This window comes from Synechococcus sp. CC9902 (assembly GCF_000012505.1).
Classification (GTDB): Bacteria; Cyanobacteriota; Cyanobacteriia; order PCC-6307; family Cyanobiaceae; genus Parasynechococcus.
Genome location: NC_007513.1, coordinates 1858307 through 1871125, shown reverse-complemented (window position 1 = coordinate 1871125; position 12819 = coordinate 1858307). Strand labels below are relative to the sequence as shown.

The following is a 12819-nucleotide window of genomic DNA, read 5'->3' as shown; positions in this document are numbered from 1 at the left end:
TCAGACTCCTCAGGACTCGGGGAAGAGTTGGATCGAGTTGCCCTCCGCTAGGCGCACCACTGCCTTCTTCACTTGGGCACGTTTGCCAGCGAAGCGGCCCATCCGACGGGATCGTCGAGGAGGGTTCATGGTGCTAATGCCGGTGACCTTCACATCAAAGAGCTGCTCGATGGCGGCTTTGATGTCGGGTTTAGCGGCGCGGTGGTCCACCTCGAAGGTGTACTGATTCAGCTCGAGGGCACGGGTGGCCTTTTCGGTGATCAGTGGTCGGCGGATGACATCCGCCAGACGGGATTGGAAACGCTCAGTCATCTCCGTAAACCTCCTGGATGGTTGTGAGAGCGTCCTCTCCCACGACCAAAGAATTGGCGTGGAGAAGGTCGAAGACGTTGAGGTGATTCGCTGAAATCAGCTTGACCTTGTCCAGGTTGCGGACGGAGCGACGAACCATTTCGGATGGGTTCGTTAAAACGATCAACACCTTGGTGTCTGCGGCGATGCCGAGGCGTCCGAGGGCTTCTGTGATTTCACGCGTTTTTGGAGCTTCAAGGGATGTCCCGAAGTCCTTCACAACGGTGATGTCGTCGATACGAGCCATGAGCGCTGTGCGCAGGGCTGAACGACGTTCCTTGCGATTCATCGCAAGGTTGTAACTCCGAGGCTTGGGTCCAAAAATGATGCCGCCGCCCGGACGCAGAGGGGTTCGAACAGAACCTTGCCTTGCACGGCCTGTTCCTTTCTGCTTGTAAGGCTTACGACCACCACCACGGACTTCTGACCGGGTGAGCGTGCTCGCAGTGCCTTGGCGCATGTGAGCCTGCTGTCGCAGAACTGCACGGTGCATCAAGTCAACTGCTGAGGCTTCTTTCGCCACTTTCAGGTCCAAGGTTGCCTTGCCGGCTTCCTTCCCCTGCCAATCGCGGACTACACAACTAGCCATCACTTACCTCCTTTGGCGGGTTTTGCACCCACACGCACAGCTGGCTTGATGTTCAGAAGTGCGCCTGGTTTGCCAGGCACGGAACCTTTAACAACCAGCAAGTTGCGGTCGCTATCGATGCGCAAGATGGTCAAACCGCGGGTCGTCGTTTTCTTGCCGCCATAACGGCCAGACATCCGCTTACCGGGGTAGATCCGCCCTGGCGTTGTGCCAGCACCGATGGAGCCCGGTTGCCGGTGGTTTTTAGAACCGTGGGTCATCGGGCCGCGGCTGAAACCGTGGCGTTTCTGAAGACCTGCAAAACCGCGACCCATGGTGTCGCCGCTTACATCCACTTTTTGACCAGCTTCAAAGTCGCTGACCGTGATGGACCCACCAAGTTCAAGTCCGTCGACGTTGTCGACGCGGTACTCGCGCAGGTGGCGCAAAAGATCCTCGCCGGATTTGGTGAGATGGCCTTTGGAAGGCTTGTTGATCAATTTCTCGCGGGTTTCGCCGAAACCGATCTGCACCGCGGCATAGCCATCGGTGTCATCGTTTTTGAGTTGTGTGATGCGGCAGGGACCGGCCTCGATCAAAGTGACGGGGACCGCTCTGCCCTGCTCGTCGAAGAGCTGGGACATGCCCAGCTTCTTCCCGAGAATGCCGATTGACATGGGGGGGAGAAAGCGCCAGCGGGGACAAGAACTATCCAATTTCTCGGATAGAACAAAAGTGCTGATCGGAGTAACGCAGTCGTGGTTCGAACGTCGTCCAATAAATGGAGGAGTTCGAATGGAGCTAGCGAACGATTCAGCGAGGCTGAGACTTGTTTGGGCAACGAATTGCTCAAAAAGTTTCTCGGCGGAATTTCAAAAAAAATTGAAAACCACTCTGGCCTGAAGATCCGGCGCAATCGCCGAATCTGTTCTGCCAACTGGAGGCCCGGCTAGCGGACGGGCACAGAAACGCAGAACAAACAACAAACCTACACCACCACTAGGAGTGTCCTTCCGACATCGCCTGTTGAGCTGCCAGACTCCCGCTAGTCATGCATGCCCCCATGCCCCTGCTTCTCACCGGTCGGGGATTCCGTCGAGATCTCGAAGCCAATGGATGCCTTGCGGTCCATGCTCCCCTCGAAGGAGGTGCTGAGACGCGTCTGTTACGTCGCCTCCGCGGGGCTGGTTATCGCACACGAATGACGTCGGCTCGTGGCTTGGGTGATCCAGAGGTGTTCTTGACTCAAAAGCACGGCATCCGCCCGCCACACCTCGGTCACAACTGCGTGGGACGCGGTGCAGCCGTTGGCGAGGTTCAACAGGTTGTTCCTCTGATTGGTGATCTCCTCGACGGAGACGACTCCGTGGCGCTGTGGATTCTCGAGGGTCAGGTCTTATCGCGCTCAGAGCTGTTATCTCTTTGCGATCTCTGTAAGCGAGAACCCCGCTTACGCATCATCGTGGAAATGGGTGGAGCGCGGAGCCTCCGATGGCAGCCAATGAAAGCTCTCCTAGGCGCCTGAGCCCTGAGGAGGCGCTGGTCCGTGGCCGTTGGGTCAAATTAATTTGTGGGGCCAGCAACCAAGACCTTCCTGCGATTGCAGACCTGTGTGCGGTGTTCGCCACTGCAGGAGTTCATTGTGTGGATGTGGCTGCTGACCCAGCCGTCGTCCTTGCTGCCCGACAGGGTCTGGATTGGGCGGAGACGCGAACGGGTTGGCGCCCATGGCTGATGGTGAGCCTCAGCGATGGATTGGACATCCACTTTCGCAAGGCTTGGTTCGATCCTGCAGTCTGTCCACCTCAGTGTGAGCGCCCTTGCCAGCGGGTTTGTCCCGCTGAAGCCATTGGTGATCGCGGAGCTGTTAATCCTTTGCTTTGCTACGGCTGCGGACGCTGCTTGCCGGCATGTCCCTATGGACTGATTGAGGAACGGGATCATCGCCTTGGGTTGGGGGCAGTTGCAGAGCTCCTGAACTCCATCCGCCCCGACGCCATTGAGATCCATACAGCTCCCGGTCATGACGAAGGTTTCGAGGCGTTGTTGCGAATATTTGATCAGGCATCACTCCCGTTGCGGCGCCTGGCCGTGAGTTGTGGTTTGGAAGCCCATGGCATGGCAGTTGATGAACTTGCAACAACGTTTTGGCGGCGGCATTCCCATCTGCAACGTCGCGGTTTTAGCCCGTTGTGGCAGCTCGATGGACGGCCGATGAGCGGTGATGTGGGGGCTGGGACCGCCCGCTCTGCGGTTGAGCTGTGGAGGGCAATGCGTTCCATCGCGCCTCCTGGCCCTCTCCAGTTGGCCGGTGGAACCAACCACCACACCCTGCACCATCTCAATGGCGATGAACGTCCCGCAGGGATTGCTTTCGGTGGAGTGGCACGACGGCTCCTTCTTCCGCTCTTGAAAGAGGCTCAATTGCGAGGTCAGTCGCTAAGAGAGTGGCCTGAGGGTTTGGAACAGGCTGTGGCGTTGGCGCGCGAGTTGGTGACGCCATGGATGGATCGACCTTGCTAAAAAGCAATGAGTGTTTGAGCTCATGGGTACGCAGCGGGTCACGGATGATCTCGATCGACTTCTCGGTCTGCTGCCGCAATCGGTGCAGGTTGCGTTGTCTTTGGAAGCGAGTCATGACCAACTCCTGGAGGTGGTGCTCGATTTAGGGCGGATTCCGGAGGCGCGTTATCCCGGCCGTGCAAGCGCCCTAGGGGATCGTGCGATCACGCGAGACGATCTGGCTGATGTGGTGGACAAATTGGGTCGGTTCGGTGCGGATAATCGCGCCGGAATTGAGCGGACCCTCCACAGGATCAGCGCCATACGAAATCGGCAGGGAGAAGTTGTCGGTCTGACCTGTCGTGTCGGACGCGCAGTGTTTGGCACGGTGGCCATGGTTCGAGACCTTCTCGACAGCGCCCAGTCGTTGCTGCTGATGGGACGACCGGGGGTCGGAAAAACCACAGCATTGCGAGAAATTGCCCGTGTTCTGGCCGATGAGATGCAGCGTCGGGTCGTCGTGATCGACACCAGCAATGAGATTGCTGGTGATGGCGATATTCCTCATCCTGCGATCGGCCGCGCTCGAAGGATGCAGGTCTCAAGTCCAGAGCAGCAGCATCAGGTGATGATCGAGGCAGTGGAAAACCACATGCCTGAGGTCATCGTGATTGATGAGATCGGCACAGAACTCGAGGCGATGGCAGCTCGCACCATTGCGGAGCGAGGCGTGATGCTTGTGGCGACGGCCCACGGCAATGCACTGGCCAATTTGATCAAAAACCCCACGCTGAGCGACTTGGTCGGGGGAATTCAGTCAGTCACTCTTGGGGATGACGAGGCCCGCCGTCGTCGTACGCAAAAAACAGTGCTGGAGCGTGCTGCAGAACCCACCTTTCCGTTAGCGGTGGAGATGCATAGCCGCCATCGTTGGTCTATTCATGCCGATGTGGCTGCCACCGTTGATCAGCTCCTTCGCGGACAACAACCAAGAGTTGAGCAGCGTGAACTCACGAGCGAAGGAGGGATGCGACGGTTTGAGCCAGAGGACTTAAAGGGCCCTGTACGCCGTCCTTCTCTTGCCGTTGCGTCCTCACCGATACCACCATCGTTATCGCCTCTCGATTCTCCGAATTGCCAGCCAGGCGACGAAGCCGTGCGCACCAGTGCACTTCAGGTGTTGTGTTGTGGGATTACGCCGCAATTGGTGGAGCAGGCGATTCGACGTCATCGCTGGCCAGCTCGCCTTGTCGACGACCTTTGTGATGCTGATGTGGTTCTCAGCGTGCGGCAAGGCCTCGGCCGCGTGTCTGCATTGCGTCGTCAAGCTAAAGATCAGCACGTGCCGATCCTGGTGATCAAAGCGGACACCCTCCCGCAAATAGAGCGTGCGTTAGAGCGCCTTTTGAGTCGACGAGATTCGGCGCCAGACCCAAGCTCTATCCGGGTTGAGTTGAGCGGATATGACGATGAACTTGCCGGGTTAGAGGAATGCCGCTTGGCCATTGAACAGGTGGTGATGCCTCAAGGCCGACCTGTTGAGCTGGTGCCTCGAACGGAACGGGTGCGAGGGATGCAGGCTGAATTGGTGAACCGGTATCGCTTGCGATGTGATGTCTTTGGGCAGGCGGAACATTGCCGCCTCAGGGTGTTTCCCCCCTAAGTGGAATTGATGGATTGACGAAGGTCAACGTTGTATGGGTAACTATGTAGGCCCAGATGAGATAGGCGCAGGCCATCACATCTGTATCAATGGGCCGTCGCCAAGCGGTAAGGCAGCGGGTTTTGGTCTCGCCATTCCTAGGTTCGAATCCTAGCGGCCCAGTTTTTTCCGATATGTCGGAACGTCCTCTCCTTGTTTTCGATTTCGACGGCGTCATCGTCGACGGAATGGCTGAATATTGGTGGAGCTCCTGGCACGCCAGTTGTTCGCTTGGGGCCGATGGGTCGGGTCTGACGTCGGATGTCGTGCCTGACGCGTTTCGAGCCTTGCGCCCTTGGGTCCACCACGGCTGGGAAATGGTGTTGCTTGCCGCTGAGCTCCCTGGGCTCGATCTCCAGCACTGGATCAACGATTACGCCGGCCAGCAACGCCGAGCGATGGATCTCCGAGGCTGGCAGCCTGATCAGTTGCAGTCTGTTCTCGACCACACGCGACAGGAGGCGGTCCGCAGTGATCGCTCTGCATGGCTGGCGCTGCATCGCCCCTTCCCAGGCTTGGTGGAGCGGCTGCAATCCCTGGATGGTGAGGGAGTTGATTGGGCGGTTTTAACAACAAAGAGCGAGGCTTTTACAGCTGAACTGCTCGAGAGTCTCACCCTGAAGCCTTGGCGCCTTGATGGACGAGAGGCCGGGGCGAAGCCTGAAGTATTGCGTCGTTTGCAATCCCAGCGTCGCGTCCATTCCTTCATCGAAGATCGGCGCGCAACTCTGGAAACGGTTTGCACGACGCCGGGGCTTGAGTCACTCCAGTGCTGGTTGGTTCGATGGGGCTATCTGAAACCCTCTGACCTGATTGGATTGCCACCTCGTATCCAGCTGATTGATTTGATTGCTTTTGCGAAACCCCTAGCGCACTGGCAATAAGTCGTTAACGTACGTTTGTACTACCTGAGACGATTCGGCGCTTCTGTGGCATTGGGTCTCTCGTTCCTTAGCTTCAGATTGATTCCATGCCTGCTGACATGAAAACCACCGCTCCCGGTTCCGATGCTCGTTCCTCCGGAGAGCGCGATAAGGCGCTGAATTTGGTGCTCGGTCAAATCGAGCGAAATTTTGGCAAGGGCTCAATCATGCGCCTTGGTGATGCCTCCCGCATGAGGGTGGAAACCATCTCTACGGGCGCGTTGACCCTTGATTTAGCCCTCGGTGGTGGGTACCCCAAAGGTCGGGTGGTCGAGATCTATGGCCCTGAAAGCTCGGGTAAAACCACGCTGACGCTCCATGCGATTGCCGAGGTTCAAAAGCGTGGCGGTGTTGCAGCGTTTGTGGACGCTGAGCATGCACTGGATCCCCATTACGCGGCATCCCTGGGCGTGGATGTTGAGAACCTTTTGGTGTCCCAGCCGGATACCGGTGAGATGGCGCTGGAGATTGTTGACCAGCTTGTTCGTTCTGCTGCGGTCGACATTGTGGTGATCGACTCTGTGGCCGCCTTAACCCCTCGCTCAGAAATCGAGGGCGAGATGGGAGATGTCTCCGTTGGTGCCCAGGCGCGTTTGATGAGTCAGGCGATGCGAAAAATCACAGGAAACATCGGTAAGTCCGGTTGCACGGTGATTTTCTTGAACCAGCTGCGTTTGAAGATTGGGGTGATGTATGGAAATCCTGAGACCACGACCGGTGGTAATGCCCTGAAGTTCTATGCATCAGTGCGTCTTGATATTCGGCGAATTCAAACGCTGAAAAAGGGCACAGAAGAGTTTGGAATTCGGGCCAAGGTGAAAGTGGCCAAAAATAAAGTTGCGCCTCCATTCCGCATCGCCGAATTCGACATTTTGTTTGGACGTGGCATCAGCACGGTTGGTTGTCTGCTGGATCTTGCAGAAGAAACAGGTGTGGTGGTTCGTAAAGGTGCTTGGTACAGCTATGAAGGCGACAACATTGGTCAAGGTCGCGATAACACCATCGTTTGGATGGAGCAGAACCCTGAAGCTGCAACCACGATTGAAACCTTGGTGCGTCAAAAGCTCAATGAAGGCACTGAAGTCACCGCTAATACGGTGAAATCCTTGGAACCAGCTGCGGCAAGGGCCGCAACGGACAAGCCGGTCGAAACAAAAGGAGCCAACGCTGCTGCTTAAGTTCGTCTAAGCCGTTTGAGCCACAGGTGCTGCGACGGCGCCTTGGCTCATTTGCACCAGGTCGGCCATTCGTTGGAGCTCATGGATGGCCTCTGCTCCTTCCAGCTTGACGAGCTCCCGGCCATTTCTGGATTCAACCCAACTAATGCCGAAATCGGAAACCAGGAAGCGCACCATGTGCCCCTCTCCGATCTCTGCAACAAAGGAGGCTCCATGGCCATCTCGGCCATCGCCACATGAATAACAAGTGGCGTTAGTTCCAGTGCTTTTCAGGCTTTTCGTTAATGCCTGCAGACTCATGACTAGATCCTGCACAACGGACTTGTAGTGCTCCGCAAGCCGAGGAAACATGGCCGAGTCTTAAGTGGACTAACCCTAAAGGTTTTCTTTTGATTCGTGGTTGATGGGGCTGCTGCTGCTCCGGTGCAGCAGGTGGTCAGGGCATGTCTGACAACGTCCACCAGCCTGCCGCTGGCCCAATAAAGCGCACCGTGATCCAAAGCAGCACCATGGCACCGATGCCAAACCATGCTCCCCGGGTGGTAACGGCCACGAATTGTTGAGTCTGATTTTTCGTGAGTGGCAACCAAGGCACCACCCTTGGAGAGGTATCCACGGTTTTCGAGTTTTTTTTGGGCTGACGTGGGGGTAACCCCTGAACAGCGCGGCGACGAGCTTCTCCCATTCACGGTTTTAGTGATGGTTGGAGGTTAAGGACGGAAGCTGTGGTTGGCTGAATCCAGACGCCTCCTTAATCCGGGAGTAGTCGTTGCAATGGTCTCCATGGCTCCAGTTGCTTCAGCACCTGATCACCCCAGGATCGACCACGGAGCCGACCATCAAGAACGGCCAGGCGTCCGCCAGCTCTGCGGAGTGGAGCGATAGCACCGGGTATCAGGCTGAGGGCTTCGGGCAACAGCAATGTGCGAAACCAGTCTTCGCCGCGTCGCTTTAACCGTTCCACCCGCGAGGCCGTTAGAGGTGAACTAAGGCTTGCGATTGGTAGGAGCGCCACGATCAACTGTTCTGGGGCAGGAACCTGTTCGTGGTGTTCCAGCCACCAGTCCCAATGGGCGCTGATCACACCATTGCTTTCTGGAGCTGTGGATTCTTCAACAACGCGCCGCCCGAACTCGGCTGCGAGGGCACTGGTGAGTTGTCGTCGTAATTGCTGGTCATCGACCAGAACAATGGTGAGGCCAGTTCGGCCCAGGATTAAGCGGCGGCTTTGTTCCAGCAGGTGCTGGGCATACACCTCTGTATTGGGTAAAGGCTGCCGACGAGGGGCATAGAGCGGTAGGGGTTCTTCCAGCTCCTGCTCCCGCAACGTGGCTTTCACCGTGATCGAGACGTTGGCTTGACTGAGTTCGTGTTCGATTCGAGAGCATTCCCCCGATTCGCTCAGCATTAGAACTGGTCGGTTTTTGAGCAAACCACTGAGCAATTGCAGGGGCTCCAGAGGTTCAAGCTGCCAAGTCCACTGCAGGAGCCGATGGTCGAGTTCTGCCCATTCAGCCCACTGGACAGGATCCGTTGCGAGCAGGGCCGTCCAGGGCTCTGGGCAAGGCTCGATGAGGTGGAGGAGATCGCGCAGTGATTGGCATGCTCCGCCTTGCAGACGGATGCAATCGTCGGCCCTCGCTGCTTCTTGGAACACCTGTCGACTGAGTCGTTCATGCAGATCAAGGAGGGCCTGGTCCATCACTGGATGGGCTTGGCGTAGCCGCTCCCAATCGTTGTGATCAATCCGGATGGCCAGACTTCGGCGCAAACGATCACTCAGTTGATCTGCATCGGGAATGAGCAACTGCCGCTCACCCAAAAGATTGTTTTGATGAACTTCAATCAGTTCATCGGTATCCAGGATCCAAAGCTGATGGCCAGGTGGGGGTGTGGGCCCTTGCCAGCAGGGCAGTTGCAATCCTTGCTCTTTGAGTCGGGGAAGTTCGAGTTGTAGTAGCCATTTTCGCTGGGCTGGCGTTAAGACAATGGCTGCAGCACCTGGGTTTAGACATAACGGCACCAACACGCCCAGCCACCAGCGTTCCCCGCTGCTTGGGGGCAGTTGCAACAGGCTGGTGTCGCGACGCCGCAAACTTCGACCCACGAGACGACTCAGCGTTAGGTGGTGTGGCCAGTCGGACTCTTCCTGCCTCAGCAGTGTCTTAAGCCGGTGGTGGGCCTGGGCTTCCAGCATTGGGAAACCATAAGCAGCGTTGTTGCTCTGGATGGCTCATTGCGAGCTATCGATCAACATGGCGTTACGAGCAAACAAGCTTGATGGCGAGGGAAACAAAACGCGTCGGCATCGTTGGACTCGGGCTCATCGGGGGATCGTTGGGCTTGGATCTGCAGGCCAAGGGTTGGGATGTGCAGGGATTAGTCCATCGTTCAGTGACGGCTGAACGGGCGAAAGAGCGCGGTTTGGTGTCGGATGTGAGTACGGATCCCGCCTGTTTGGCCGGCTGTGATTTGGTGATCTTGGCGTTGCCGATTCCCCTTTTGTTGCATCCCGAGCCCTCGTTGCTTGAGGCGTTGCCTGCAGAGGCGGTGGTTACGGATGTGGGATCGGTAAAACAGCCAGTGCTGGAGGCCTGGCGAGACCGTCATCCTCGATTTGTGGCCAGCCATCCAATGGCGGGAACTGCGTTGGCGGGAGTCGAGGCAGGGATCAAAGGTTTGTTTCGAGGCCGTCCTTGGATTGCCACTCCAGAGCCAAAAACGGATGCATCGGCGTTAGCGATGGTTCAGTCCCTAGCCCTCAGCCTGGGGAGTCATTGGTTGACGGCTGCCGCTGCACAACATGACCAGGCGGTGGCTCTGATCTCCCATATGCCCGTTTTGGTGAGTGCGGCATTGTTGCGGGCCGTTGGAGATGAGCGTGATCCAGAGATTCGACGCTTAGCGCTTGTTTTGGCGTCCAGTGGATTTGCCGACACAACACGGGTTGGTGGTGGAAATCCCGACCTCGGTGTGGCGATGGCTTCGACGAATCGTGGGGCGTTGCTTCGGAGCCTCGCGGCGTATCGATGGAGTCTTGAACAGCTTGAGGATGCTGTGCTGCAGGAGAACTGGCCTCAGCTCCAGATCGAATTGAAAAGAACCCAGGCTTTGCGGCCGGGGTTCCTGGAGACGCCAGATGGCGTCAGCGATTGAAACTCAACTGAAGTCCCCGATGCTCCATCAGCTGCCTGCAAGCATTCAGTGCGGAGAGAGTCACACCAGCAGTGCCTTCTCCGGGGTAGAGACTGTCGCCGCATAACCACAGTCCTGGCAAGGGAGTGCGGCCTGCAAGGCCAAAGGGTCCAAATCGGCTTGGGTGCTGCCCGAGGCCACCCACCATTCCGCGGGGCCGTCCGGTCCATCCTGCGAAGCCGCGCGGTGTGGCCAACTCCGTATGGAGCCAATCGTCATCGCTGAGTCCGAGCCACGCGTTGAGTTCATGCTTCATCGTCTTTAGCCGTTGTGTTTTTCGGTTCTGGTAGTCGGGTTCATCGAGCTCGCACCAGTCGGCCGTCGGTGTGAACACGCTGGCGATCAAGGTGGCTTGCCCGATGGGGGCGCGCCCATCGCCTTCTCGGCTAATCGAAACAAACAATGAACCAGGCTTTTCGCTGCCCCGTTGAAGATGGCCTGGACAGTCGATTGGCAGTGCGTTTCGCTGCACGACGCCGTACAGCACGAGGGCTCCACTGGGTTCCGGCAGGGTTGTGAGCCGTTGCCGGTAACGATCAGGTGTGTCGTCTGCTGGTAACAAGTCCAGCAGGCATTGGGGTGGCAGGCTGCAGATCACGTCGCTGGCATGCCAGTCCTGTGATGGCGCGTTAGCCCCTGCCGTTGAGACGGTCCAGCCTTCTGCTGAAGGCTGCACAGCGTGCACGCGATGACGGAGTCGGATCTCTCCCCCAGCAGCTTCGATGGCCTGAGAGAGCTGTGCACTGAGCACTTGCATTGACCCCTGAAGATGCCAAAGCCCAAGTGGGGCTTGAGCCATTTGCAGAACGGTGGCGCCGTAGAGAGCTGCCGTGCGATCTGCGGGCTCCTGGGAATAGAGCTTGAGTTGTAGATCTAAAAAACGTCGCAGTCGCTTGTCGTTTTGGCAGCCACAGAACTGCAGGAGATTGGCGATTGAGAACGTTGTAAATAGGCCTGAGGCCAACGTCTCAGGTCGTAAGGCTGAGACCAGCGTGCTGAGGTCCCACCAAGATCTGGGTGTCACGACTGGATCACGCCCGGCGAATGCCCAGTTGCTGTTGTGTAAGAGCTCACAGAGTTGCCAAAACCGCTCGCTGCCAGGGAACTGACGAACCCGTTCTTCTGCCCATCGCGTCGGATCGTGCCAAAGACTGATGGGTGCTGAACCGTCGCCAAGGTCGACGACACAACCTGGATCGAGCAAGCTCGCTTTGGGCAGAGCCAATCCCAGATGCTGGAAAACTCTTGCGTGACTGCCACCAGGTTCGAGGCCTGCCACTTGAGTGGCTCCAACATCAAAAATCCAGGGGCCGCGGCGGAAGGTGCCGGCGCACCCTCCTGCTTGGTGATGGGCCTCAAACAAGGTCACTGCAACCCCGTCGTGGGCTAACAGGGCGGCTGCGGTGAGGCCTGCGATGCCACCACCGATCACAATCACGCGGTGTTTCGTCAAGACCGTGAACTGATTGCGGCCATGCTGGCAACAACAACGGAAGCTTGAGGATGCATAGCGGTCTCCGGCTCGATCTCGTCGCGGCGGATGGACCTTTGGCAGGAACCAAGATCACCGATGTTTCGTCGGTAGGAGGAGGCTGTATTCATCAGGCCTGGCAGCTCAGGCTTAGCGATGGACGTCAATTGTTCGCCAAAACCGGAACCGCTGATGCCTTCGATCTGTTTGAAGTGGAGGCTGATGCGCTGACGGCTCTTGGCCAGTACTCGGATTCAGATGTCCTGGTTGTTCCTCAGCCTTTGTCCTTGGTTCAGTTGCCCCATGGTGCAGTTTTGCTCCTGCCTTGGTTGCCATTGGGAGGAGGTGATCAGCAATTTCTTGGACGTGGCTTAGCGCTTTTGCATCAGGCGTCTCGAGAACAGAACCCCCAGCGTTTTGGATGGCACCGAGATGGATACATCGGCGCAGGAGCGCAACCGGGAGGGTGGCGGATGCGTTGGGGCGACGCCTTTGCTGATCTACGCCTTCGACCGCAACTGAAACTGTGCAACCGGTTGGGAATGAGTCCTGCTGAGGAGGAGGCTTTCTTGAACGGTGTGGCGGATCGACTCAATCAGCGAGAGGTGATTCCGACCTTGGTCCATGGAGATCTTTGGGGTGGCAACGCCAGTTCATTGATGGATGGCCGAGGCACGGTTTATGACCCAGCATCATGGTGGGCTGACGCTGAGGTCGATCTGGCGATGACCCGTTTGTTTGGTGGATTTCAACAACACTTCTACCGTTCCTATGACGCAGTCTTGCCACCGAAACCCGGAGTCGAGGAGCGTTTAGAGATCTATAACCTCTATCACCTGTTGAACCATGCCAACTTGTTTGGCGGTGGATATATCAACCAAAGCCGAGCTTGTCTTCAAGGACTAGCTCGGCAAATGATGTCCTAATGG

The 12819-nt window shown here is 57.3% G+C and carries 14 protein-coding genes and 1 tRNA gene; 8 read left to right on the top strand and 7 right to left on the bottom strand.

All coding sequences use genetic code 11. The features are described from left to right. Nucleotides 1-9: 9 nt before the first annotated feature. Genes SYNCC9902_RS09900 through rplC form a run of 3 tightly spaced genes read right to left on the bottom strand, consistent with a single transcriptional unit; the run spans nt 10 to nt 1596 of the window. A complete protein-coding gene (locus tag SYNCC9902_RS09900; RefSeq protein WP_009788932.1) occupies nt 10-312 on the bottom strand; it encodes a 50S ribosomal protein L23 in 303 nt (100 codons plus the stop codon). After that, a complete protein-coding gene (rplD, locus tag SYNCC9902_RS09895; RefSeq protein WP_011360715.1) occupies nt 305-940 on the bottom strand; it encodes a 50S ribosomal protein L4 in 636 nt (211 codons plus the stop codon). Before rplD ends, SYNCC9902_RS09900 begins: the two co-directional genes overlap by 8 nt. Continuing rightward, nucleotides 940-1596 carry a 50S ribosomal protein L3 gene (rplC, locus tag SYNCC9902_RS09890; protein WP_011360714.1) on the bottom strand — a complete coding sequence of 219 codons (657 nt, stop codon included), beginning with the start codon at nt 1594-1596 and terminating at the stop codon, nt 940-942. Before rplC ends, rplD begins: the two co-directional genes overlap by 1 nt. A gap of 386 nt (nt 1597-1982) precedes the next feature. Here rplC and SYNCC9902_RS09885 point away from each other — a divergent pair, with 386 nt between their 5' ends. From SYNCC9902_RS09885 to recA, 6 genes are all read left to right on the top strand, one after another. Next, entirely contained in the window at nt 1983-2444 is a 462-nt protein-coding gene (locus SYNCC9902_RS09885) for an NAD(P)H-quinone oxidoreductase subunit N (RefSeq protein ID WP_041425548.1), read from the top strand. Beyond that, nucleotides 2411-3442: an LdpA C-terminal domain-containing domain gene (locus SYNCC9902_RS09880; RefSeq protein WP_011360711.1), complete on the top strand. Its 1032-nt coding sequence runs from the start codon at nt 2411-2413 to the stop codon at nt 3440-3442. Before SYNCC9902_RS09885 ends, SYNCC9902_RS09880 begins: the two co-directional genes overlap by 34 nt. A 22-nt stretch (nt 3443-3464) precedes the next feature. Next, nucleotides 3465-5084 carry an AAA family ATPase gene (locus SYNCC9902_RS09875; protein WP_011360710.1) on the top strand — a complete coding sequence of 540 codons (1620 nt, stop codon included), beginning with the start codon at nt 3465-3467 and terminating at the stop codon, nt 5082-5084. A gap of 90 nt (nt 5085-5174) precedes the next feature. Next, nucleotides 5175-5246, top strand: a tRNA-Gln gene (locus tag SYNCC9902_RS09870). A gap of 11 nt (nt 5247-5257) precedes the next feature. Then, nucleotides 5258-6007: an HAD family hydrolase gene (locus SYNCC9902_RS09865; protein WP_011360709.1), complete on the top strand. Its 750-nt coding sequence runs from the start codon at nt 5258-5260 to the stop codon at nt 6005-6007. An 86-nt stretch (nt 6008-6093) separates the two neighbouring features. Beyond that, on the top strand, nt 6094-7224 hold the full coding sequence (gene recA / locus SYNCC9902_RS09860) for a recombinase RecA (RefSeq protein ID WP_011360708.1): 1131 nt from the start codon (nt 6094-6096) through the stop codon (nt 7222-7224). A 6-nt stretch (nt 7225-7230) separates the two neighbouring features. Here the strand turns inward: recA and SYNCC9902_RS09855 are convergent, their stop codons facing one another. From SYNCC9902_RS09855 to SYNCC9902_RS09845, 3 genes are all read right to left on the bottom strand, one after another. Next, nucleotides 7231-7575 carry a DUF1815 family protein gene (locus SYNCC9902_RS09855; protein ID WP_011360707.1) on the bottom strand — a complete coding sequence of 115 codons (345 nt, stop codon included), beginning with the start codon at nt 7573-7575 and terminating at the stop codon, nt 7231-7233. Nucleotides 7576-7660: 85 nt separating this feature from the next. Further along, complete coding sequence (locus SYNCC9902_RS09850) at nt 7661-7909, bottom strand: DUF2839 domain-containing protein (RefSeq protein WP_011360706.1); 249 nt, start codon at nt 7907-7909, stop codon at nt 7661-7663. Between the two features lie 66 nt (nt 7910-7975). After that, nucleotides 7976-9421: a helicase gene (locus tag SYNCC9902_RS09845; RefSeq protein WP_011360705.1), complete on the bottom strand. Its 1446-nt coding sequence runs from the start codon at nt 9419-9421 to the stop codon at nt 7976-7978. Nucleotides 9422-9504: 83 nt separating this feature from the next. On the opposite strand from SYNCC9902_RS09845, the gene SYNCC9902_RS09840 reads away from it, so the two are divergent. Next, entirely contained in the window at nt 9505-10380 is an 876-nt protein-coding gene (locus SYNCC9902_RS09840; protein WP_011360704.1) for a prephenate/arogenate dehydrogenase, read from the top strand. On the opposite strand, the gene crtD is transcribed toward SYNCC9902_RS09840, so the two are convergent. After that, nucleotides 10370-11872, bottom strand: a complete 1503-nt coding sequence (gene crtD / locus SYNCC9902_RS09835; RefSeq protein WP_041425186.1) for a C-3',4' desaturase CrtD — start codon at nt 11870-11872, stop codon at nt 10370-10372. The genes SYNCC9902_RS09840 and crtD overlap by 11 nt on opposite strands. Before the next feature lie 50 nt (nt 11873-11922). Here crtD and SYNCC9902_RS09830 point away from each other — a divergent pair, with 50 nt between their 5' ends. Beyond that, nucleotides 11923-12816: a fructosamine kinase family protein gene (locus tag SYNCC9902_RS09830; RefSeq protein ID WP_011360702.1), complete on the top strand. Its 894-nt coding sequence runs from the start codon at nt 11923-11925 to the stop codon at nt 12814-12816. Nucleotides 12817-12819: the final 3 nt, after the last annotated feature.

What these genes read in the sequence shown, in the direction of transcription:
- SYNCC9902_RS09900 (WP_009788932.1), bottom strand. Translation starts at nt 312, where the DNA reads ATGACTGAGCGTTTCCAATCCCGTCTGGCGGATGTCATCCGCCGACCA.
- rplD (WP_011360715.1), bottom strand. Translation starts at nt 940, where the DNA reads ATGGCTAGTTGTGTAGTCCGCGATTGGCAGGGGAAGGAAGCCGGCAAG.
- rplC (WP_011360714.1), bottom strand. Translation starts at nt 1,596, where the DNA reads ATGTCAATCGGCATTCTCGGGAAGAAGCTGGGCATGTCCCAGCTCTTC.
- SYNCC9902_RS09885 (WP_041425548.1), top strand. Translation starts at nt 1,983, where the DNA reads ATGCCCCTGCTTCTCACCGGTCGGGGATTCCGTCGAGATCTCGAAGCC.
- SYNCC9902_RS09880 (WP_011360711.1), top strand. Translation starts at nt 2,411, where the DNA reads ATGGCAGCCAATGAAAGCTCTCCTAGGCGCCTGAGCCCTGAGGAGGCG.
- SYNCC9902_RS09875 (WP_011360710.1), top strand. Translation starts at nt 3,465, where the DNA reads ATGGGTACGCAGCGGGTCACGGATGATCTCGATCGACTTCTCGGTCTG.
- SYNCC9902_RS09865 (WP_011360709.1), top strand. Translation starts at nt 5,258, where the DNA reads ATGTCGGAACGTCCTCTCCTTGTTTTCGATTTCGACGGCGTCATCGTC.
- recA (WP_011360708.1), top strand. Translation starts at nt 6,094, where the DNA reads ATGCCTGCTGACATGAAAACCACCGCTCCCGGTTCCGATGCTCGTTCC.
- SYNCC9902_RS09855 (WP_011360707.1), bottom strand. Translation starts at nt 7,575, where the DNA reads ATGTTTCCTCGGCTTGCGGAGCACTACAAGTCCGTTGTGCAGGATCTA.
- SYNCC9902_RS09850 (WP_011360706.1), bottom strand. Translation starts at nt 7,909, where the DNA reads ATGGGAGAAGCTCGTCGCCGCGCTGTTCAGGGGTTACCCCCACGTCAG.
- SYNCC9902_RS09845 (WP_011360705.1), bottom strand. Translation starts at nt 9,421, where the DNA reads ATGCTGGAAGCCCAGGCCCACCACCGGCTTAAGACACTGCTGAGGCAG.
- SYNCC9902_RS09840 (WP_011360704.1), top strand. Translation starts at nt 9,505, where the DNA reads ATGGCGAGGGAAACAAAACGCGTCGGCATCGTTGGACTCGGGCTCATC.
- SYNCC9902_RS09830 (WP_011360702.1), top strand. Translation starts at nt 11,923, where the DNA reads ATGCATAGCGGTCTCCGGCTCGATCTCGTCGCGGCGGATGGACCTTTG.